The sequence below is a fragment of the Stieleria tagensis genome (assembly GCF_024129865.1).
GTDB classification, from domain to species: Bacteria; Planctomycetota; Planctomycetia; order Pirellulales; family Pirellulaceae; genus Stieleria; species Stieleria tagensis.
The window spans coordinates 20,608-42,534 of record NZ_JAMYFE010000029.1; the positions used below are offsets into that span (position 1 = coordinate 20,608).

Sequence of the window (21,927 nt, forward strand, 5' to 3'; positions counted from 1 at the left end):
TCAACGAGGAAACGAACAAAGAAACTTAAACGCCGTCGTTCTTTGTGCCCACAAACAGATAGTAGGGCGCCCGAATCAATGGCATGTACGGCACTTTCCCCAACCGTTCGTCAAATCGTTCGACATCGAATCGACGGTGCAGCATCGGCACATGATCACCGCTCAGAAAGACATTGTCGGCGGCAAACCAGTGCGTCCAAAATGATCGACGCAACCATCCGTGTTGGCGATGCTGGTCCTCACTGAACTTTCGCGAGACATAGAAATCGGTGACCGCAATCGTTCCGCCTGGCTTTAAAATTCGATGGGCCAGTTCGATCGCGGCAAACCAATCGGGAATCATCGTCAGCGAATAGGAGAACGTGACTAGATCGACACTCTCCGCGGCGTGTTCCAACCGCGTGGCATCAGCCAAACAAAACTCGGCATTGTCGATCCCCGCAACACGCAATTGCTTGCGTGCGACATCCAACAGCGATGGCGACAAATCAACCAATCGAATTTCACGTAGGGTTTTGGTTCGAGCACCGGCGCGTAAAACGTTCTCACCGGTGCCTGCACCTAGATCCATCCAAACACCACCCGTTGGAAACACTAATCCATCGATCAATTCGTCGCGCCCGTGCAACAACCTCGATCGAAATCCATCGTAGTCGTCCGCTTGGCCTCGATAAAAACTTTCCAGTCGTTCGGCATGAGTGCTGCCCCGAACCGGATGGGCCAGTAGGTGCCAAACCACACGCAGATCGCTTGCCCAACTCGACTTGGGACGCTCGACGGTCTTGTTCATGCTGCAGCGTCCATCAGATCCGCGATGTAGAAGCTGCCGTAGGTGTGCACCCGATCGGTCACATGCAGTTGCTCGGCCAATTCGGAATCGTAGCGCAACAAGTCGCCGACACGGACCTGCTTGCCGGCCGCCGTGACGGTCAATGGGTCAATGAAGTCCACCTCCAACGCCGCACTGCGCCACAGAATCCGCGTTTGGGGTGCCGAGCGGTTGATAATGCTCTGCCACTCAGCGGTCAACAAATCCGGATGGTTTTCATAGAGCCAATCCATATGATCAAGCAGCACGAATCGTGAAACCGCTCGCTGTTGCTCGGCCAAAAAGCCTTGCACGGTATTGGTGTGCGATGAAACGCGATCGACCAAACCCGATTTCAGTTGTTCGAACCCAACCTGGGACAAATATTCGGGACAGCACTCCGGCGTGTAGTGGCCGGTCAAATACACCCGCCAAAAATAGTTGTCTTTCAGCGGGATTTTCTTAAACACCGTTTCGATACGGTCTTGGATAAATCCGCCGATGCCGCCCGGGTACCCCCGTTCGATTTGCATGCGTTGGCTGCGTGGGACTCCCAACATCGCCATGGTCGTGTCGCGGCGCAATGCCCACCGCATCGGCTTGGAAAACAACTGTTTCGAAACGTTTTTTGCTTCATAAATCTGCGCCTGTTGCTCCGGTGAATCAGCCGACAAAATCTGTTCAACCGCCTCGCGTAAACCCGGCGGACGATTGAGGTAACCATTGATCATCCAGGCAAAAAAACCGGATGTCCCGCGAAAGTAGAAGCTCCTACGACGTGTGGAACCATCGAAAAAATTCTGTCGTTTGTCCCAAATCACTTGATCAGCGCGGGCCAGCGACGGACGCAACGCATCGTGATAGATGGCATTCCATCGCGGATGGAATCCTTTGCCGAACACTTGAAAAAAATCGTCGAAGGCCAGGTTTCGGATCGCGGATTTTTTGAGTTCCAAGAGGGCGTTTTGCAACGGGTTCATGTCAACCGCATACACAGCTTTTGGCGACTGCAACGCATAGTCCAGTGCGTTGCAACCTGCCGACGTGATCACCATCACCGTGTCGTCCGGCCCCAACCGCAATGCCGTGCGATCCAACCGCGGGTCTTCCCAACAGGTGTTGTAGACCAGATTGTGTTGATGCACCGCAGAAAAACACTTCCGTCCGATCCATTCTTTCATGACAGTCGATTCCTAATAAGAGATTTGAATCTGATGCTTTGTGACACTCAGCAAGCCAGTTCTGCTAAATCAGATTCGACGACATCAGCTGACGAATTCGGATCCTTGGTTGCAAAGCAAACGGTTCGCCTTGGCAGCGGCAGCGACTGGGCTTCGCCATAGCGGCTGACCAATTGCAATCCACCGTCATGGTGCTCGATCAATCCGGTGCAGTTTTCGACCCAGTCGCCGGTGTTGCAGTACAAGATCGAATTCGATTGTTTGATCACCGGCGTGTGAATGTGCCCACAGATCACCCCATCGCATTGCCGATTCGAGGCATGTTGCATGATCTTGTTTTCGTAGCGACTGATGAATTTCACGCCGCGTTTGACACGGCCTTTGACGACAGCGCAGGCACCGTAGGGATTGCGGTCCTGTCCCAAAAAGCGTCGCTGAACCCATCGGTTCAAACTGAGACAACTGTCGTAGAATGCCGAACTGCCTTTGGAAATCCACTGCGCTTTCGTTTCAAAGAAATCGAACAGATCACCATGTGTGACTAAGAATCGCCAACCGTGCAACGTTTCAAATACAAACTCATCGGCAACCTTGACCGCCGGAAAACTGGCGGGCAACATCGCTTGAAATGCGGATTGCCGTAAAAAAGAATCATGATTGCCCGGCGTGTACAACAATCGCGTTCCATCGTCGACTAATTTGATCAGGTGATCGACAATACGGTCACACAACTCGTTCCAATGCCATCCGGAATTGATCTTCCAAGCATCAAAGAAGTCGCCGACCAAGTACAAGGTGTCGGGGCGATAACGCTCGATGAAGCGCAGAAACTCCTCGGTCCGAGCATGCTTGCAACCCAGGTGAACATCACTGACTAGCAACGTTCGAATCGCCATCGGCGCTGATAAGCTCATGCCATAGATCCTTTGCCCGAACAAGCCGAGCGAATGAGGACTTCGTTCCAAACGGAATGCTGTCGGTCACATCCAAATGACTTGCGACAGCTCGTTTGGCATGGCTAGGGAGACTAGCAGAGGACTGTTTAAATCCTGTTAACGCAAAGAGCATCTTCGCGTAAGAATCAGCCGTTTTCGGACAATCGTTGCTCGGCGATTTCGATCAAATTGCGAACATCCGAATTGTCACCGTACAGTTCGACCAGACCGGACCAAATCCGTTTGGCTTCTTCGAGTTCGCCTTCCGCAGCCAATTGATCGGCTTGGTCCAGACGGGATTGAATGATGCGTGCCGCTTCCGTTTCACCGCTGGACTGATTCTGCAGCACCTCCATTTGATAGCGGGCCGCGTTGACGGCCGTTTCAAACTCGGGGTCCCCACCTAGCACGGTCACCATACTGTCGTACTTGTCGATGGCGGCGGCAAAGTCACCGTCTTCTGCGAACTCCTGGGCCTGTTTGTGCAACAGTTCGCCTTCGTTCTTGATCGGCAACTTGTTCTTGATCTTGACCGACAACTGGTGCAAAAACTGAATCACGTTGATCCGGTCGATTTGCTGCTCAGCCCATGCGGCATTGGGCCCGTCTGGAAACCGGACCAAGATCTCACGTAGCGGCTGGTTCTCCGCTTCGGCCAATGTCGAACGCGTGTCCTGTTCAATCAACCATTCGGCACGGGCGCGTAAGCTGGCTTCTGATGCCGGCCAAGCCACGTACGCCAACAGCAGCAACAGCGCAAATAAACCACCGATCAGAATCCATGGCTGGTCGTGCCAAACCGTCGCGTCCGGAATCTCGTCGTCTTTCTCACGGGCCTTTAAATCGACCACGCCACGCCCTAACAAAGTCCGCGCTTCGTCTTTGTCACGCTGGTTGGTCACCTGCAAGGGACTGAATCCGCTGCTGACGTGTTCGGCAACGCCGGCCCGCGACAAGGCACGCTTGCGAACTTCGGCCAACGCCAACTTCACCGCCGTCGCCGTCGGTGGTCGGTTTGCCGGTGTTTTCTCCAACAACTGCATGATCAGTTTGTCGAACCAGACCGGGCATTCCAACACGATCGATGCAGGTGACACGGGAACTTCATGCGCGGAATTTTCTCGCACCTGCTGCAACGTATCACCACTGACCGGCAATCGCCCCGTGAGCGCGTGATACAACAACGCGCCCAACCCATACAGGTCCGATGACGGTGTGCATAATTCAGACGGATTCTTTGTCCCAGAACACACCAGTTCCGGCGCCTGCCGTGCGACTTCGTCGATCGACGGCGGTCGCGACGCGCGAAAGGGCGAACCGAATCGGTCTCCACGCACGTCCACCAACACCGGTGCAAATCCAGCCATCACAATCTTGTCCGGCAAAATCGCACCATGCACCACGCCCTGAGAATGTAGATACTGCAAACCATCCACCACCCCCTGCGCGATCTCCAGCACGTTTTCCCAGGAAAGTCTGCCGACGCGTTCAATCTGCGATGACAAGGTCTCGCCTTCGATCAATTCATAGGCCAAATAGGCATCGGTGTCTTCGAACCCGCCACCGTAACACTTGGCGACTCCAGGATGATCCAAGCCTTTCAACTGTTCCCATTCGTCGGCAAACAACCGTCGCGCTTCCGGCGTGCCACCAAAGGGAGCCGAAAAAATCTTGACCGCGATCGACTTTTTGAGCGAGACGTGAACCGCTCTCCAAACGGAACTGGTTGACGGGTGATCGCCCAGTTTGGATTCAATCGCAAGGGGTCCAAGGCGGCTGCGGGGCATGGTGGGCGTGTCGTCAGTCGATGCAAAGGAAATGTGTAGGAGCGATCTGTCCGGTCAATGCCCACAGTATATCCCGTCAGCCACAATCCATGAGGTAGCTTTTCAGCGGACAACGAGGACGAAAATGTGACGGCCACAGACTGTCCGAATATGCCGATGATGACAACCATAGTAGCGCAACAACGATTTCAGACAGCCATGACATGCCATTTCCGATTCATGTTTCGAGCGGTCCTCGCATTGGCCTGCAGCACAGCAGTCGGCCTGGCAGTGATTTTCAGCGCAAACGCGAACAGTGCATCCGCCCAGGCAATCGACAAGGATCGCCCGGACACCACGGCGAACTTGGCGACTGCGGCTGATCCGCGGCGAGTCGTCGGCAACGACGCCTGTAGCAAATGCCATGCGGCGGAAATGAGCGTCTGGGATTCGACCGCCCATGCGACTACCTTCAATCAATTGCACCGCACCCCTGCCGCCAAACAGATCGCATCGAAACTGGGTCTGCGATCGATCAAACACTCCGGCCGCTGCGTCGAATGTCACTACACCCAGCAAGCCAGCCACACGACTGCCCCGTCGACGACACCTGTCGCGGCCGATGCAGCAACCAACGTTATCGCGGGCGTTTCCTGTGAGTCATGCCACGGCGCCGCCAAAGACTGGCTGGACATTCACCAGGACTATGGCGGAGCAAACGTCACGCGTTTGACGGAATCACCGGCACACCGCAGCGATCGCTTGCGCCGAAGCATCGATGCCGGAATGCGTAACCCAGCCAACGTCTATCTGGTGGCCCAAAGTTGTCTGCGTTGTCACACGACCAACGACGAACAATTGGTCAACGTCGGTGGTCATTCGGCCGGATCACTCGACTTTGAATTTGTTGCCTGGAGCCAAGGCGCCATTCGCCATAACTTTGTCCGCAGTGATGGATCAAGCAATGCCGCCAGTTCGGTCGAGCGACTGAGAGTGATGTTTGTCGCCGGAATGATCGCTGAACTCGAAGCCAGCCTGCGGGCAACTGCATCGGCAACCGAGAAGGCGACCTTTGGGCTGACCGCCGCCCAACGAACGTATCGCGCAGCCAAACGTCTGATCAGCGTGACGGACAAAGTCGACGTCGACGAACTTGATGAAATCGTAGCCATCGCCGCAGGGGCGAGACTGAAGCTCAACAACCAGCACGAGCTGATCGATGCAGCCAACCGAATCGCCCGCTTGGGAATCCAGTTCGCCGACGCAAATGATGGATCACAACTCGCGGCGCTGGATACTTACCTGCCACCGGTGACGCATTAGGCGGACGGTGCGTGGGGCATCGGTTTTTGGTAACCCGAAGCGTCAGCGAGGGATCCCGTCAACACCCTAAATCCCTCGCTGACGCTTCGGGTTACCATAAAAGCGCAACTTGTAAACTAACGCTTCGGGTTGCGATAAAACAACCACTTCGAACTCTTCACTCTCCCGCGGGGCGGGCGAGTGAATCCCAAACGCGCCACTTCAAAACGCGTGGGCGGGTGTTTCGGCCGGTTGATGGAACTGACTTTGGCGGATTGAATCCAACCCGACGTTACAGATTGTCCTGTCCGGTGAAATTGGTCACCAGCGCGCGCAATTTGCGGCGGAGCACGCTGTAGCTGAAAAATGATTTTCCGATTTCGTAATTGAAATCCACCATCGCGTCTCGATACTCGCGGTCGGTGATGATCCGTTGGACTTTGGCAATGACATCACGCGTCAGATAGCCTTGCATCGCGATCACTTTGGCGCCTTTGGGTTCAATGTCCGCCACATAGATCGAATAACGATTCACGAGCACCGGTTTGCGAAAGTAGAATGCTTCGAGCAACGCATTTCCGAATCCCTCATACAGACTCGGGTAGGTGATGAAGTCGGCTTGGGAATAAGCGTCGGCAAGCGTGTAGATGTGGCTGCCGTCGGCATTCAATCCACGTTTGTCGCCGACTTGTTGATCACACAACAGCATGTGCACGCCACTGGCTTCCGCCAAATCCTTCAAGGCCAACAGGTACTCGTTGCCCTCGTCACCACTGGCATGTGAAATCACCAATTTGCACTTGTCGTTTTTCAGGGCGGCGACCAGTGCAATCGAGTGTTCGATGCCTTTACGCGGTACCACACGGGTCGGCTGAAGAAACAAGATATCGTCGTCTTCCAGACCAATGTCTTTGCGGAACCCTCTGGCATAGTCGTCGACTTCATCGGGTTCCGTTTCGAAATCCAAAACATTTGGGACGAGGATCGATGAGACGCCGCGGCGGTGCGCCAAGTCCTCTTGGGCGAACGAGTTGATCGTGACGTTTTGAATTTGTGGCAGCGCCGGTGGGAACGCCATCCACAACAAGTCCGTCACAGCGGAAACACTAAATCGATCTCGTTCCCAATAAAAATCATGATGATGCGCGATCGTTGGAAATCCGGTCTCGGCGATAAAATGGGTCAACGCGACGCCCAATGGAATGTTCATCGGGATACAAAGCGCGTTTTGCACGATCAATAAATCCAGATCAAACCGGCGTGTGAACTCGTACAACGTGCCTTTTAGGTAGTCCGCCAGTGCATAGATCCGCCGCGTTACATCGGGCGTGCGGGTACGAGTTCCGAATGCGCGTCGATTAATCCACTCGATATCCGGATGCCCGAAATAGGCATGGGGGACAACCATCGATGTGGCTCGATCGCGATCGCTCTGGCCGGAGTACCAATGGCTGACATGCCGATGGTCCCATAGCACTTGCGCCCATTTGGCGCTCTCCAACGAGACCCCATCGGTGCCAGCAAAGCGAGTTCCGACAAATCCAATTTGTACGCCCATGTCACACTTGTTTTCAAAAGTTGGCGGAGTTGGCAACCGTCACGCAAGCTCAATCAGCAGACAGATCGTCAATGCAATCGAGCAGTTGTTCGAGCCTTGTGAGAATGATGTCTTGATCCAGTCCAGCCACTCGCGGATCATCGTTGCGGTCGCGCAGACTGCGTCGATCCCCTGCGAACCAAGCCGTTCGCAAACCCGCCTGAGTAGCCGCCCAGACATCATTCAGTCGATCGTTCCCGACGTAAATCGCATCACTCGGACTCATTCCAGCACGTCGTAATCCATCACACAATACGTCGAATAAACGGGGCCCCGGTTTGGCTTGACGGTAGCGGTTCGAAAAGACACACAAGTTAGCATCAAACACCGAATCGACGCCAAAACGCCCTGCTAAATCTTCCACCAACGGCAAAGTGAACCCCTGCGCGTTGCTGACAATTCCCAATCGCATCCCCATTCGACTCAGCTTTTGCAGTGTTTCGACGGCTGCCGGCATCGGCCAAGTCGGGTTCGCTCGCGATTCGTACTCCGCAGCCAATCGCACGCAGGTCGCAGTCCAGGCCGATTTCGGATCGCCGGGATCCTCCAATCCACACCCCGCCAGTGTCCGCCGCCACACAGCAACGATGTCGACCTCCGGTTTTGGACACGACGGTGAAACCCGCTGTTGGTTGCTCCGCTGAATCTCTCGACGCAGATCGTCCATCGTAGGGATTCTGCCTGAACCGACAGCGATTCCACACGCATCGATGGCGGCGGCGATCCAATCACCACGATCACTGTCATCGGCCGACCCGACGTCTCCGCTGCCACTGACCAACAGCGTTCCATAAACATCAAAGATGACCGCTTTGATCCCGGGCAACCGCTTGAGCTCGGCCGATACCGCGGTCGTAATCGGCTGTAGCGGCTGACGATTGCGAACCACGGCACCGTTCCAATCGGAACTCTCTTGCGAACTCATCGAGCGATCTCCGTCTCTGTGCGGCAGGGGAAATAGTTCCGTTCGCCGCAGATGATTTCAGCAACCGAGACCTGGTCCGGGGCCGATTCGAAGTCACTCGATTGACCGCTTTGCAAATCCGATTTCTTATGCTTCGGAAGCTGGCGATACAGCGTGATCAATTGTTCCGCCGCCCGAGCCAACGAATACTGTGGCTGAATTCGATCGGCATTGGCATCGATCACACGGGTGGCAAACGGCGCTGCTAGCCAATCGACTAACGTGCGGTTGTGCTCTCTGATCGCATTGGCGAAACCTGAATCGACATGCATTCGCTGCAACACCTCGATCTGACGAGCAGGGATCAATGCGGCAAAGTCGATCCGCCGCGCTGACTGATCCACAGCCGACAGGTCATCACGCCACTGGGGGCGGAACGCTGCTGGGACACCGTGCCAAGCCTGATCAAATGCGTTGCGTGTTTGACGCTTGGATTCGCCAATCCAGTCGGCGTCGGCGGGGATCCACACCGCATCGTAGAACCGATCCAACTGCACGCCGGCGGCCTGGAAATCATTGACGACGTTTGGCAATCGTCGCGCGATGACACCGCGACCAGCCAACCAGGGCTCCAAGTAGGCCATTCCAAATCCTTCGGCCACGCTGGTCGAGATCACAAACTCCGCCGCTGACAAATTATCAAGAAAGGAAATCCCTTCGATTCGGCCGGCATCAAACACTGTCTGCGGTGCCACCACCTGAGCAATCTCACGCCACCGTCGATAGGACTGAGATTCGATGTCGGTTTCCGGTGCCAGTGTGATTCCGGCAAAGGTTCCCACTGGCAACAGTCGGGAGAGCAACAAGAATTCACCAACATTTTTGCGACGAATTCCGCGCACCGGGTAAACACACCAACGCGAATCCGTCGGCAATCCCGCGGCGCGACAAAGTTTGGCGCGAGCGGCAGATTGATCCGCTGGTGAATCATCGGTCAACGTCACACAATTCGGCAACACATGGACCCGACTGCGATCAACCCCCACCGCCGATAACGCCCTAGCATCACCACTGGTCAACGTCGCATAGCGAATCGAATCCAACCGCGGATACAAAAAAGGGGTCAGGACCCTTTGTTCACTCTCAGCGGGGAAAAGGGTCCTGACCCCTTTTATGAGCTGAGTGTAGTTTTGAGGGCGGTAGTCTTCGGCGAAATCGTGGATTTGCAGCAACTGTGAATAGCCATGTTGTGTCGCCAATAAGCGGACAACCAGCGGTACGGCAACGTTTTTACCCAACGAATGATTGTGCCAATGCAGCACGGTCTGGTCGGGAAACAGCTTGCGTTGCTGCAGCGCCACTGCGATCTGGTTGACCAGCTGTTCGGCTCGATCCTGCAGCCCATCGATTGAGGCGCCGGTCACCGCGTCGTAATCCAATCCCTCGATGATCAACTGCTCGCTATGCCGCAGACTTTGCTGCGATAGACCGTCGTTGCGCCCGCCGGACGCCAAAACGACACGACCGCTGATCGATTCGCTCAACGCCGCGAGCTGGTTCTCGACCACCTGCGTGACGCCACCGCGTCGAAAATGGCTATGGAGAATGACGACGTTCAAAACAGATCCCAACGGCTCGTTGCTAACGGGGTTGGCTGGGCAAATTAGTCGCGACCTTTCCATCGTTGCCGTAGTTCTCGACTTCGTTGACATCCAGATTGTCGCTGTAGTGGTCGGTTCGGACGATCATGATGTCACCCGCCGCGTCCTCTTCGACGGCGGCACCGTGGTGACGGGACAATTCGAGCGTTGCCAAGAACCACCCGATCAAAGCCGATTTGTGAATCCCTGCATCAACTAAATCCATCAATGCAACACTGTCCCGATCTGCCAGTCGACGGTGAATCTTTTGCATGTAAACATGAATCGGCGTGTCGTCATAGATCACGGCCGTTTGTGGCGGACCGGACGATTCACGCATGATTCGCCCAAAGGCGCTGACCAAATCCCAAATCTCTAGATCGGCGATCGGTTGGTCGCCGGGATCGATTCTGCGACGCGGCAAATCATCACTCATCCGCTGGTATCGCTGTTGCCAGCGCCCCGCCATTTCATCGAGCACCGATGCCGCATCTCGGATCTCTTTGTACTGCAACAATCGCTCGACCAATTCAGATTGCGGATCATCGATCTGCTCGGCCGCCACTTGGTCTTCTTCCACGGTCTTGGGCAACACGGCCAAACTTTTCAGTTCAACCAGCGTGCTGGCCATTTCCAGAAAATCACCGATATCGGACAGATCCAACTCTTGCAAGATATCCAGGTACTCGCCGTACTGGTCGACAACCTTGGCGAGCGAGACCTCCATCAAACTGACTTCCTGGCGTCGTGACAGGTACAACAACAGGTCAATCGGTCCGTTGTAGACAGCAAGGTCGACGCGAAATGTCATCAAGCGAGTGCCAGCGGGGGTACAAAACGCAATCGCTTTCTCAATGAGTCCGGAAAGCGGAAAGATCAGTCTAACTCAAATCAAATCCCAACGTGACTCTAACGGAAACCGGGTCGGGATCAGACAGCCAGTTGGACCAATTCCTTGGCTGTCGCTTGGTCACCGGCGTCGATCGCCCGCTGCTGCAGTTCATCGCTGACCAGATTGTAAAACACGTCACGCTGTCGCGGCTGGAAACCGAGTTCCTCGATCGCTTCGCGAATCTGACGTAGCGACAGAAAATGGACCGTCCCCGCTTCGGCAACGACGTTTTCTTCGATCATCAGACTGCCCATGTCATTGGCGCCAAACAACATCGCCAACTGCCCCATTTTCAATCCCTGCGTGACCCAGCTGCTTTGGATGTTGGGGACGTTGTCCAGAAACAATCGCGAGACCGCTTGAGTCTTGAGGTACTCGAACGATCCGGCCGCCGGGATATCATCCATGTCTGTATTGTCGGGCTGGAACGTCCAACAGATGAACGCCGTGAAACCAGACGTTTCGTCTTGCAGGTCACGGATTCGTTGCAGGTGCTCGACACGCTCGGCCAGGGTTTCAACGTGCCCGAACATCATCGTGGCGGTGCTAATGCCGCCCATTTGGTGCCAGACCCGCATCACGTTTAACCAGTCGTCCGTCATGACTTTGCCACGTGTCAATACGTCGCGCACGCGATCGACCAAAATCTCGGCCCCGCCACCAGGGATACTTCCCAGACCAGCAGCCTTCAATCGCCCCAAAACATCTTCGATCGACAGATTGTTGACTTTGGTGAAATGATGCAGCTCCGGCGGGCTAAAACCGTGAATGTTGACCGACGGGAATGCAGATTTGATATCCCGCAACAATTGCTCATACCAATCCAATTTGAATCTGGGGTGCAGTCCACCCTGCATCAAGATCTGGTTGCCCCCGAGCGCCACCGTTTCCTCGACCTTGCGTAGAAGCTCTTCGCGGGGCAACACATACCCTTCGTCACTTTTAGGTCCACGATAAAACGCACAAAAGTTGCAAACCGCGGTGCAGACGTTCGTGTAGTTGATATTGCGGTCGACGTTGTACGTCCGATAGGGCTCCGGATGCAGTTTCCGGGACACTTGATCCGCCGCTGCGCCGATCGCAGCCAGATCGTGACTTTCCAACAGCGTCAGTGCATCCGACGCAGTCAAACGCTGGCCGGAAACGGCTTTTTCTAAGATGTCTTTGATCATGTTCAATGATTAGCTGACCCGATCTGGGATCAGTCCAAGTTCCTGGCAACCATCGCGGAATCGATCCAGCCCGCGGACTTCACGGTCGCCCAAATGGAAGTGAAGGTTTTCAGCAAAATAGCGATAGAGGTCTTCGTTTGTCAGCCCGTGACCGGCAGCGTATTGCCGCGCGATCGTCTCCAATGACTCACACCCACGGTCGCGACAGGATTGTAGAATGGGGGCCAAATAGTCAACGTCGATTCCCGGCCGAGCGACCCACATCGCAAATACAAAGGGCGTCTCGGTGTGCAGGCACCAGCGATCGCCCAAATCCCAAATCTCCTGATACACCCCACGTTCGGGATGCATGGCGCGGTCGCCAATGACCAACACCGCGTCGGCATCCACCGACTCTGGCGTTTGTTCCATTGACAACACCGTCGTTTCCGGTTTCAAACGATACATCTGCCAGAGCAACACTCGCACCATCGCGGCGCTCGTCCGACTGCCTTCGTCGAGTGCCAAGCGGCGAATTTGATCGACCGGGACACGGCTGAGTAAACGCACACTCCAGACCGGTCCACGGCAGGCGATCACCGCGTCAGAAATGATTCGATAGCCCGCGCCGCGGAAATATTCGACCGATGGAATCAATGCCAAATCCAGTTCACCCGACTGCAACCCGGCGGCCAACCGACTGGGCAAATTCAAGGTCAACGAATCCCCGGTACCGAGCGAGGACTTCAACCCGTGAATCAACGGTTTGGTGTTCAGATAGGAAACGGCGCCGATGCGCGTCATAACGGGGGGTCGGGTTCGAGTTCGTAAAGTCACTGGGCCGCGAAATCACTCGATTGCGGCACCCACCGAGCGAGGCCCCAGTTTATCAGATTGACGCTCCTGTTCCTGGGGGGCGTGCGTCATCGTCGCACTCGGCCAGGAAATCCGCAAACGCACAGTTCGCTTCGACCAGCAATCGTTTTCCACTGGCGGGGTCATGAAACCCAAGCCGCTGCGCGTGCAACAGGATTCGATCGGTCGCGATGCCACTGCCGGCGATGTCACTGCCGGCGATGTCATGGGCGCCGTACAAAACGTCGCCGATGATCGGATGACCACGATGTGCGGTCTGTAATCTCAATTGATGCATCCGCCCGGTGATCGGGTCCAATCGCAACAGAGTTCGATTGTTTGAATGATCGACCCTCAACGTCGTGACATCGGTGCTGGCATGCCGCGCCCCAGCATCATCGGCATCGCAGATCTCGGCTTGTGGCTTGCCGTCGATTTTTCGTAGGTCATCGTCCCATCGTTGCTGGACGTCACATTGACCTTCGACGATCGCCAGATAGCTCTTGGCGGTCTTGCGAGAGGCGAACTGTGCACTCAACAGTCTTGCCGCACGCTTGGTCAGTGCGACCAACAACACGCCACTGACTGCACGGTCCAAGCGGTGTGGAAAAGCAAGATAACCATCGCCACGATCCAACTGTAGGGTCAGTCGTGTTTCGACACTTTCGATTCCGACAGCCGCCTGTGTAGGCAAACCAGCCGGTTTGTTGATCGCGATCGCTAAATCGCTTTCCCAGATCAACTCAATTTCACTATCAGGCATCGGCACTTTGATCGTGACCAGCGTGTAAAGAACCAACGGCAGCGAGAGTCCCGCAACGGTCACGGTCGCAACCACCGTAGTGCGCATAAAAAAACGAGAGATCCCGGCCACGACGAAGAAACCAAGCAAGCGAACTTGATCAATTTCTCCGTACACGAATCTCTCGCTGGTTGTTGTTGTACGCGTTGTCCGACACCAGTCAAGAGCGAGTCGCATGATCATCGTTAAAAAAATTGCTTGTTGGTCGATCACCGCTCACCGCAAATAGGTCTCGATGCTTACCAGCATCGCGTGATCATTCACCGTGTTGATTAAGCTTGCTCTAATCATCGCTGACAAACCGAAGCAATGAATTGCTTTGTTACAGTCTCCTTTCGTTCCCGCAAGCGCGACATGCATTCGGCTTTAAAACTCACCCGCACCACTCACTTGCACTTCGTCACTGGCAAACTTGCCGAACAGGCCGTGCGTGACATCGTCCGTGAGTTAGCGTCGCGTCATTCGTTTGAGTATTCGATCGGAGTGATGCCGATCACGGTGGCCGCGTTGATGACACCGAAGTGGTTGGCATCAAAAGTGCACCCGCCCGATCAAACCACTCACATCATCGTGCCTGGATATTGTGGCGAAGACTTGGAAACGCTGCGCAATCAGTTATCAGTCGAGGTTGTTTTGGGGCCCAAAGATTGCCGCGATTTACCCACTTTGTTCGGCAACCGGCCGCAACCGGTGTCACTGGACCGCTACGACATCGAAATCATTGCCGAGATCAACCATGCCCCACGTCTGACGATCGATCAATTTGCCGACCAGGCGCGGCAATTGGTTGCCGATGGTGCCGATCGTATCGATATCGGTTGTGACCCGGCCCGCCGCTGTGATCAAATCGCAGACTATGTCCGTGTTTTGACCGAACAAAACATTGCGGTGTCGATCGATACCTTCAATCGTCAGGAAACCGAAACCGCCGTGCAGGCTGGTGCGTCGTTGGTGCTAAGCGTCAATTCAGAAAATCGACATTGGGCCGTTGATTGGGGATGCGAAATCGTTGCGATCCCTGACACACCGACGGATTTGGACAGTTTGGATGAAACCGTCGAGTACCTGTCGCGGCGCAACGTACCAATGCGATTGGATCCGATCTTGGAACCCATCGGCGCAGGACTTGCCGCGAGCCTGGTTCGCTACAGCTTGGTACGTCATCGCTATCCTGAATTGGCAATGATGATGGGTATCGGCAATTTGACGGAACTGACGGATGTTGATTCTGCGGGAATCAATTTGATGCTGCTGGGGATTTGCCAGGAGCTTTCCATCCACAGCGTGTTGACGACTCAGGTCATCGACTGGGCACAATCTTCGGTGCGTGAGTGTGACCACGCCCGACGCTTGGTCTGGGCCGCCGTCGATCGTGGGACACCTCCAAAAAACCTGTCGAATCAACTGGTGATGCTGCGTGATCGTCGACGCCCGGCATTTTCGACCGAAACATTGGATGCGTTGGCGGAATCGATCAAGGACAACAACTACCGACTGTTCGCCCAGCAAGGCGAACTTCACTTGATCTCGCGTCGATTGCATCTGTCCGCGATCGACCCATTCCTGTTGTTTGATCAGTTGCTCGGGCAACCGATCGCCGACAATATTGATCGTTCCCATGCCTTTTACCTGGGCTATGAAATGGCCAAAGCGTCGATCTCGCTCACCCTGGGAAAACAATACGATCAAGACCAACCACTGGATTGGGGCCTGCTGACCGACCACCAACAGTCGCATCGACTGGCCCGCAGCAATCGTCATCGCAATCCATAGTGCCGGCGCTCACGCGCCTTGCGAAGTTGTGCTTCGCGTGGGGCAGTGTTTTTTGGTAACCCGATGCGTCAGCGAGGGATCCCGTCAACACCCAAAATCCCTCGCTCACGCGTTTTGAACGCCAGCCCCAAACAGCCTTTTCAACTCAAATGACTCGGCAAATCTTCAAATGTTCTGCGCCGAAGATTGCGCGGTCACATTAGAAACCCTGCCACCGGAACCGCCGAACCGCTCATCGTCGTTCGCCCCGGTGTACAATCTGTTGGTTGCAGTTGTCCGGCGTCTGACGCAGCGGATCGACCGGACGTGACGCTCCACACCTTGCTCCCTTCCCCAGCATCCGAAAAACATTTCTATGTATCGACATGCCCTCTGGTCGCTTGCGCTGCTCGCGATTCTTGTTCCTGGCGTTGCGGCGGCCGACGAACGCCCCAACATTCTTTGGTTGACCTGCGAGGACAACAACATCAATTGGGTGGGCTGCTACGGAAACCCCCATGCCGACACGCCAAATATCGATGCATTGGCCGCCGAAGGTTTCCAGTACATGCATTGCTACTCCAACGCCCCGGTCTGTGCACCGCAGCGCAGCACATGGATCACCGGCGTACACGCATTGTCGATGGGCACCCATCCGATGCGCAGTCGCTATCCGATCCCCCATCAAACGATCAAGTACTACCCGGACCTGATGAAAGCGGCCGGGTACTTCGTCGGGAACGACAAAAAAACGGACTACAACATTGGCGGACGCGACGACCAAGATGCCTGGGACACCAACAAGACCGACTGGCGACAACTGAAACAAAAACAACCGTTCTTCATGGTGATCAACAACACCAAATCACACGAGTCCAAAGCATTTGGTGACGTCAATCACACCACACATCGCCCCGACGATGTCCGATTGGCCAAGTACCATCCGGACATTCCAGACATCCGCAAAAATTATGCGCACTACCACGACCAAATGAAAAAGATGGACGCGGATATCGGCAAAGCACTCGCGGATCTGGAGAAAGCCGGCTTGGCCGAAAACACCATCGTGATCCACAACTCTGATCACGGTGGCGTGATCGCACGTAGCAAACGGTTCTTGTTCAACAGCGGCACGCATTGCCCTCTGATCATTCGCATCCCAGAAAAATTCAAACACTTGCGACCGGGGGACCCAGGGACCAAGGTAAATGATTTGGTTAGCTTCATCGACATGCCCAAGACCTGGTTGGACCTGTGCGGTGCCGAGCAACCGGACTACCTTCAAGGACGTGTCTTTCTGGGTGAAAACAAACAGCCCCGAGATTATCACGTCAGCTATCGCGGGCGAATGGATGAACGCTGTGACAACGTCCGCGCCATTCGAGACGGACGATTCCTGTACATCCGCAATTACATGCCCTACGCACCGTGGGGCCAGCACCTGAACTACCTGTGGCAGATGCGCGCCACACAAGCCTGGGAAGCGTATCACAAGGCCGGTAAAACCGACGCAGTGACCGGTCGCTTCTTTGGCACCAAACCGATGGAAGAACTGTACGACACCTCGGTTGATCCGGACAACGTCAACAACCTGATCGATGACCCTCAGTTCACTTCGGATGTCCAGCGATTGAGCCAAGCATTGGACCAATGGCAACTCGAACAGTTTGATTCGGGCCTGTTGCCCGAAAGTGAAATCGTGCGTCGCAGTGAAGACGCGGGAACGACGATCTACGAAATGGTTCGCGATCCCTCGCTGTATGATCTCGCCACCCTGCAACGTGTGTCCGCGCGCGCACTGCAACAAGATCCGAACAACCTGTCGGCGATCTACGATGATCTGTCAGCCGATGATCCGGGCGTCCGCTACTGGGCAATCGTGGGCTGCTTTCTATTGCAAGACCGCACCGATCTGGACCTCGAACGACTGGCCGCAGCCATGCAAGACTCTTCCGACCATGTCCGCGCGATGGCAGCTTGGATTCAATACCGCGGTGGCAATAAAACCGCTGCGCAAGAGTGCTGGAACCAATTGCTGCGCGATAGTTCCTACGCTTCCCTGAAAGTGTTCAACATCATCGACTGGATCGGCGACGGCATCGAACCCTACACCGACGCGATGAAAGCATGCCAGTTCAGTCATGGCGGCTATGTCGCTCGGATGCAGGAGTACATGAACGTAAAACCGGTCGCTGAAAAACCCAAACGCAAACAGGCCCCAAAGAAGTGATATCATCCCGAACGCTTTCGTCCCTTTCCACCATCATGCCGTGTTGCGTGGTGCTGATCGCGACACTGTTGCACAATGCCCCCTCAAGTTGTCACGCGGACCAGCCCAACATTGTGCTGGTGATGGCCGACGACCAGGGTTGGGGTGACACCGCTTACAACGGGCACCCGCTGCTGAAGACTCCGAACCTGGATGCGATGGCAGCGTCTGGATTGCGATTGGATCGTTTTTATGCCGCCGCACCGGTCTGCTCGCCGACCCGTGGCAGCGTGCTAACGGGACGGCACCCGAACCGATTTGGATGCTTTTCCTGGGGACGCCCACTGCGACCTCAAGAGATCACGATCGCCGAGCGCTTGCAGCAGGCCGGCTACGTCACCGGGCATTTCGGCAAGTGGCACCTTGGATCCGTGCTGGATGGCAGCCCGGTCAATCCCGGCAACAGCGGCTTTGATCACTGGCTGTCCGCATTTAACTTCTATGACAACGATCCGATCCTCAGCCGCGACGGCGTTGCGGTGCAGATGAAAGGCGAAAGTTCGATCGTCGCTGCCGATGCGGCAATCGAATTCATCAGCGAACAGGCTCAGGCCAAACATCCGTTTCTTGCCGTCGTCTGGTTCGGTTCACCGCACTCTCCCCATCAGGCCGCCGATCAGGATCGAGCTCACTACGCCGGACACAAGAAAGCCGATTGGATGGGCGAAATCACAGGGCTCGATCGCGCCATCGGAAAATTGCGAACCGCGCTCAAAGAAAACAACATCAGCCACAATACGTTGCTGTGGTACACGTCCGATAATGGCGGGCTGGAACCAGCCAGTTCCGGTGGGCGTGGCAAAAAAGGTTCGATCTACGAAGGCGGTCTGCGAGTCCCAGCGATCATTCAATGGCCCGATCGTATCAAGTCATCTCGTACGACCAACGTTCCCGCGAACACCGCCGACATCTACCCCACGCTACTGGACATTCTGAACATCCAACCGAATCAACAACCGCAGCTGGATGGCATCAGCCTGTTGCCACTGATCGACGGCCAGACAGAGGTTCCGCCGCGGTCGATGGGATTCTGGTCAATGGGCCAGCGTGGTATTTCGACTCCCAGCGAAACGTGGATGGCGCAGGAACTTGCGGCTCAACAAGCCGGCAAGGACTACCACGATCCAGCTCGCCTCGTACTCGACGCCGCTCAGATCACACAGCACTTTCCGCGAGACTATCACGGCGGCCACTCCGCCTGGTTGCAATGGCCGTGGAAACTGCATCGCATCAGCGGCGGCAAAAAGAACGCTGATCAAGTCACCTGGGAATTGTACAACTTGGAACAAGATCCAGAAGAATCCCATGACCTGGCGGAGGACCAACCGCAGCGGGTCCAAGAAATGCGTCAGGGACTCACCAAGTGGCAAACCTCCGTCATCGATAGCTTGAATGGTCAAGATTACTGAACCAACATGCCCGACCGGTCAACCACCGTTTTGTGCCTTGCAAAGCGAAAAGACGCTTTAATACCACTTAAAGTTGGCTACCAAACACTACTCGAAGTATTCTAGCAGCCAGCCGTTTTTCGATCGAGTTGCCAACTGATTGAGCAGCGAGCGATTGCCATGGCAATGTTGACTGTTGCATTGTCAATTGTGACGTCATTCACCGTGAGGAATCTATCGATGCGAAAATCTGCTGTATTCGCCAGTATTGCGCTGATGCTGGCCTCCTGCACCGTCTCCAAAGCCGCATTGGTCACGACGGTTTTGACACTCGATGCGGCCTCACCATCGGTTAATACGCTCGATCTCACGTTGTTTAATATCAATCCGGTTGTGCAGCTTGGGACCACGCAAACCGTATTGAGCGGATCGATTATCGCCGAGATCGAAATCAATCGGGACTCAGGCGAAATCACCTCCGTCAACTTGAACGGCGGCACAATTCTGGGCAGCACCTGGTCGATGCTGGTTCCAGCGTTAGGTACGACGCTGACGGGAACGGGAACAGCCGGCACCGCTGACACCGACCCCGATACAACATCGGTCGACATTAACGGAAATTTCAATGCGGCGCCACATCGGATCACGTTGACTGGAGGGGAAGTGAACCCGGGTGGTACTCAATTGGCCGGTACAGACATTGATGGAAGCGGACTCGGATTGATCACTTCGACGCTCAACGGCGATCAGTGGGATATCGCATTCCAAATGGCGATCGATGATTCGGAACTTCTCGCCGGTTCCAATCTTGTCATCCAGGGAAACTTGGTGGCGCGTGGGAGTGTGACGGCAATCCCGGAACCGACCAGCACGTTGGCGTTGACCACATTCGCCGGCTGCCTTGTCTTTCGTCGCAGACGCCGCAAATAGACGGTTGAGAATTGATTATCATGTCCGGCAGCGTGCTGTTACTGGGATCAATCTCTTACACCCTCGCCGTCACCTGCCCCCATGAAATTAAAATCAATCGTTTGCGTTGCCGTTCTATGCTTTACCAATCTGGGCTGGACGTTGCCTCCTGTGCAAGCCGAACCAGGAAATCAACTGCTGTTTGATGGCAAGAATCTGGACGGATGGCAGGTAAAGCCCGCTGAATTGAGCGGGGATTGGAAGGCGGAAGACGGCCTGCTAGTCGCCGAGAATCCCGACAAGAAGGGTTCCTATCTCTGGACCAAAAAAGAGTACCAAGATTATGAACTGGAACTCGACTACCAGACTTCGTCAGACTACTACGACACCGGTGTGATGCTGCGTGGTGACGGCCACCAAGTGCAAATTGGAATCTCCGGAAGTTTGCAGAAAGACATGACCGGCTGTATTTACGCACCCAAAGACAAACGCGGCAGCTATCCCGCCCAGTCCGACAAGATTGCGACCGTACACAAGGTCGGCCAGTGGAATCACTTGCGAATCGTCTTGACCGGCAAACGTGTGCAAACGTTTCTCAACGGCGAGCCGTTTGTGGATTACACCGGAATTGCGATCAACGACAAAGGCCCGATCGGATTGCAGTTGCATGCCGGACATCACATGAAGGTCCAATTTCGCAACATCAAACTGACCGAGATTCAGTAGCCGGCTGGCTCGATAAGGCTGGAATGATGTTCGCATCGAACCACCCATCGGAGCGCTGCGCGACGTTGACCGCGACCTGAAAGAGGTTCGAAATTCGCTCGCTAGTCAAACCTTCTACCGTGTCGCCGTCAAACACCACCTTGCCGTGATCCAACAGCACCACGTTGTTAACGGCGGGTGGGATTTCGTCGACATGGTGCGTGACCAAAACCAACGTCAGTGAATGTCGGCGGGTGATCGAATCCAGTATCCCCAAAAAATCGGCCTTCGCCGCCATGTCCAGTCCGTTGGTCGGTTCGTCGAGCACAAAGATGTCCGGGTCGTGAACGATCGCGCGAGCGATCAACGTGCGCCGACGCTCGCCGGTCGACAACGTCCCAAGTCGCCGATGTTTGAAATCGGACATGCCCACGGTTTCAATCGCTTGGTCGATTTTGGGGGCGATCGTGTCATCAATCGCAGGTCCAAATTCTTTTAGCTGTGTAGCAGTGAACCCGCTCGCGACGGCTTCCACCACCGTCATCCGTCCCGTTCGCCCGTCACTGAATTCATGATCCAACATGGCGGTGACCATTCCCATTCGACGACGCAGCAGACCGACCTGCCAATCTGAACGCCCCAAAATGGAAACGGTCCCCTGGTGCCCGTCACTTTCCACTGACGGATAGAAGTGCCGCATCAGAACCTTCAACAATGAACTTTTCCCAGATCCATTGGGTCCCAAAATGGCGGTGTGACGGAAACGCGGGATCGTCAATGAGACGCGGTCTAAGATTCGTGTCTGTTCACGGACCACCGACACATTGTCGAGTTCAATCAGCGGGGTATCGGAAACAGAATCGTCGTTGCAAACTGGCATTTAAACTGGAACTTGGAAACGGTGGGCTAGCTTTAATCGGGTGTGCCTGAGTATTGGAATCGGCCCCAAAGCTATATTCTAGGACAGATCCCCAACAGGCTACCGAAACCTCGAGCGTGCGTTTTGAAGTTGCAATATTGTCTCAGCCCGACGCTTCAGGTGTGGGTTTTCGGTAACCCGAAGCGTGAGTT

Annotated in this window: 18 protein-coding genes; 6 read left to right on the forward strand and 12 right to left on the reverse strand. The window is 55.1% G+C overall.

The features are described from left to right. Positions 1-25: 25 nt before the first annotated feature. The 4 genes from NHH03_RS05615 to NHH03_RS05630 form a co-directional block, all read right to left on the reverse strand. Entirely contained in the window at positions 26-790 is a 765-nt protein-coding gene (locus tag NHH03_RS05615) for a class I SAM-dependent methyltransferase (protein WP_253154775.1), read from the reverse strand. Next, positions 787-1,989, reverse strand: coding sequence for a DUF3419 family protein (locus tag NHH03_RS05620; protein ID WP_253154776.1), 1,203 nt, complete (start codon positions 1,987-1,989; stop codon positions 787-789). Before NHH03_RS05620 ends, NHH03_RS05615 begins: the two co-directional genes overlap by 4 nt. A 47-nt stretch (positions 1,990-2,036) precedes the next feature. Further along, entirely contained in the window at positions 2,037-2,903 is an 867-nt protein-coding gene (locus tag NHH03_RS05625) for a UDP-2,3-diacylglucosamine diphosphatase (RefSeq protein ID WP_253154777.1), read from the reverse strand. Positions 2,904-3,070: 167 nt separating this feature from the next. Next, positions 3,071-4,711 (reverse strand): serine/threonine-protein kinase, encoded by a 1,641-nt coding sequence (locus tag NHH03_RS05630; RefSeq protein ID WP_253154778.1) that lies wholly within the window; start codon positions 4,709-4,711, stop codon positions 3,071-3,073. A 198-nt stretch (positions 4,712-4,909) separates the two neighbouring features. Here NHH03_RS05630 and NHH03_RS05635 point away from each other — a divergent pair, with 198 nt between their 5' ends. Then, positions 4,910-6,013, forward strand: a complete 1,104-nt coding sequence (locus NHH03_RS05635) for a cytochrome c family protein (RefSeq protein ID WP_253154779.1) — start codon at positions 4,910-4,912, stop codon at positions 6,011-6,013. 271 nt (positions 6,014-6,284) lie between these two features. On the opposite strand, the gene NHH03_RS05640 is transcribed toward NHH03_RS05635, so the two are convergent. From NHH03_RS05640 to NHH03_RS05670, 7 genes are all read right to left on the reverse strand, one after another. Further along, on the reverse strand, positions 6,285-7,550 hold the full coding sequence (locus tag NHH03_RS05640; protein WP_253154780.1) for a glycosyltransferase family 4 protein: 1,266 nt from the start codon (positions 7,548-7,550) through the stop codon (positions 6,285-6,287). 49 nt (positions 7,551-7,599) lie between these two features. After that, the gene (locus NHH03_RS05645; protein ID WP_253154781.1) at positions 7,600-8,514 is read right to left on the reverse strand and encodes an HAD family hydrolase; all 915 of its coding nucleotides are present in this window, start codon (positions 8,512-8,514) and stop codon (positions 7,600-7,602) included. Beyond that, positions 8,511-10,112: a hypothetical protein gene (locus NHH03_RS05650; RefSeq protein WP_253154782.1), complete on the reverse strand. Its 1,602-nt coding sequence runs from the start codon at positions 10,110-10,112 to the stop codon at positions 8,511-8,513. Before NHH03_RS05650 ends, NHH03_RS05645 begins: the two co-directional genes overlap by 4 nt. Positions 10,113-10,134: 22 nt before the next feature. Next, entirely contained in the window at positions 10,135-10,944 is an 810-nt protein-coding gene (locus NHH03_RS05655) for a segregation and condensation protein A (RefSeq protein WP_253154783.1), read from the reverse strand. A gap of 119 nt (positions 10,945-11,063) precedes the next feature. Then, the gene (gene mqnC / locus NHH03_RS05660; protein ID WP_253154784.1) at positions 11,064-12,197 is read right to left on the reverse strand and encodes a cyclic dehypoxanthinyl futalosine synthase; all 1,134 of its coding nucleotides are present in this window, start codon (positions 12,195-12,197) and stop codon (positions 11,064-11,066) included. A gap of 9 nt (positions 12,198-12,206) precedes the next feature. After that, a complete protein-coding gene (locus NHH03_RS05665) occupies positions 12,207-12,980 on the reverse strand; it encodes a menaquinone biosynthetic enzyme MqnA/MqnD family protein (RefSeq protein ID WP_253154785.1) in 774 nt (257 codons plus the stop codon). Positions 12,981-13,065: 85 nt separating this feature from the next. Then, on the reverse strand, positions 13,066-13,950 hold the full coding sequence (locus NHH03_RS05670) for an RluA family pseudouridine synthase (RefSeq protein ID WP_253154786.1): 885 nt from the start codon (positions 13,948-13,950) through the stop codon (positions 13,066-13,068). 237 nt (positions 13,951-14,187) lie between these two features. On the opposite strand from NHH03_RS05670, the gene NHH03_RS05675 reads away from it, so the two are divergent. The 5 genes from NHH03_RS05675 to NHH03_RS05695 all read left to right on the forward strand — a co-directional run bounded on the left by NHH03_RS05675 (position 14,188) and on the right by NHH03_RS05695 (position 20,877). Further along, positions 14,188-15,606: a DUF6513 domain-containing protein gene (locus NHH03_RS05675; RefSeq protein WP_253154787.1), complete on the forward strand. Its 1,419-nt coding sequence runs from the start codon at positions 14,188-14,190 to the stop codon at positions 15,604-15,606. 355 nt (positions 15,607-15,961) lie between these two features. After that, entirely contained in the window at positions 15,962-17,815 is a 1,854-nt protein-coding gene (locus NHH03_RS05680) for a sulfatase family protein (protein WP_253154788.1), read from the forward strand. A gap of 35 nt (positions 17,816-17,850) precedes the next feature. After that, a complete protein-coding gene (locus tag NHH03_RS05685; RefSeq protein WP_253154789.1) occupies positions 17,851-19,263 on the forward strand; it encodes a sulfatase-like hydrolase/transferase in 1,413 nt (470 codons plus the stop codon). Between the two features lie 219 nt (positions 19,264-19,482). Further along, on the forward strand, positions 19,483-20,172 hold the full coding sequence (locus NHH03_RS05690) for a PEP-CTERM sorting domain-containing protein (protein WP_253154790.1): 690 nt from the start codon (positions 19,483-19,485) through the stop codon (positions 20,170-20,172). Positions 20,173-20,253: 81 nt separating this feature from the next. Then, on the forward strand, positions 20,254-20,877 hold the full coding sequence (locus tag NHH03_RS05695) for a 3-keto-disaccharide hydrolase (protein ID WP_253154791.1): 624 nt from the start codon (positions 20,254-20,256) through the stop codon (positions 20,875-20,877). Here the strand turns inward: NHH03_RS05695 and NHH03_RS05700 are convergent. After that, positions 20,855-21,736 carry an ABC transporter ATP-binding protein gene (locus tag NHH03_RS05700; RefSeq protein ID WP_253154792.1) on the reverse strand — a complete coding sequence of 294 codons (882 nt, stop codon included), beginning with the start codon at positions 21,734-21,736 and terminating at the stop codon, positions 20,855-20,857. The two genes, NHH03_RS05695 and NHH03_RS05700, sit on opposite strands and share 23 nt — an antisense overlap. Positions 21,737-21,927: the final 191 nt, after the last annotated feature.

Bases quoted from the DNA above. Each gene is read 5' to 3' on its own strand.
- NHH03_RS05615 (WP_253154775.1), bottom strand. From the start codon at position 790: ATGAACAAGACCGTCGAGCGTCCCAAGTCGAGTTGGGCAAGCGATCTG.
- NHH03_RS05620 (WP_253154776.1), bottom strand. From the start codon at position 1,989: ATGAAAGAATGGATCGGACGGAAGTGTTTTTCTGCGGTGCATCAACAC.
- NHH03_RS05625 (WP_253154777.1), bottom strand. From the start codon at position 2,903: ATGAGCTTATCAGCGCCGATGGCGATTCGAACGTTGCTAGTCAGTGAT.
- NHH03_RS05630 (WP_253154778.1), bottom strand. From the start codon at position 4,711: ATGCCCCGCAGCCGCCTTGGACCCCTTGCGATTGAATCCAAACTGGGC.
- NHH03_RS05635 (WP_253154779.1), top strand. From the start codon at position 4,910: ATGACATGCCATTTCCGATTCATGTTTCGAGCGGTCCTCGCATTGGCC.
- NHH03_RS05640 (WP_253154780.1), bottom strand. From the start codon at position 7,550: ATGGGCGTACAAATTGGATTTGTCGGAACTCGCTTTGCTGGCACCGAT.
- NHH03_RS05645 (WP_253154781.1), bottom strand. From the start codon at position 8,514: ATGAGTTCGCAAGAGAGTTCCGATTGGAACGGTGCCGTGGTTCGCAAT.
- NHH03_RS05655 (WP_253154783.1), bottom strand. From the start codon at position 10,944: ATGACATTTCGCGTCGACCTTGCTGTCTACAACGGACCGATTGACCTG.
- mqnC (WP_253154784.1), bottom strand. From the start codon at position 12,197: ATGATCAAAGACATCTTAGAAAAAGCCGTTTCCGGCCAGCGTTTGACT.
- NHH03_RS05665 (WP_253154785.1), bottom strand. From the start codon at position 12,980: ATGACGCGCATCGGCGCCGTTTCCTATCTGAACACCAAACCGTTGATT.
- NHH03_RS05675 (WP_253154787.1), top strand. From the start codon at position 14,188: ATGCATTCGGCTTTAAAACTCACCCGCACCACTCACTTGCACTTCGTC.
- NHH03_RS05680 (WP_253154788.1), top strand. From the start codon at position 15,962: ATGTATCGACATGCCCTCTGGTCGCTTGCGCTGCTCGCGATTCTTGTT.
- NHH03_RS05685 (WP_253154789.1), top strand. From the start codon at position 17,851: ATGCCGTGTTGCGTGGTGCTGATCGCGACACTGTTGCACAATGCCCCC.
- NHH03_RS05690 (WP_253154790.1), top strand. From the start codon at position 19,483: ATGCGAAAATCTGCTGTATTCGCCAGTATTGCGCTGATGCTGGCCTCC.
- NHH03_RS05695 (WP_253154791.1), top strand. From the start codon at position 20,254: ATGAAATTAAAATCAATCGTTTGCGTTGCCGTTCTATGCTTTACCAAT.
- NHH03_RS05700 (WP_253154792.1), bottom strand. From the start codon at position 21,736: ATGCCAGTTTGCAACGACGATTCTGTTTCCGATACCCCGCTGATTGAA.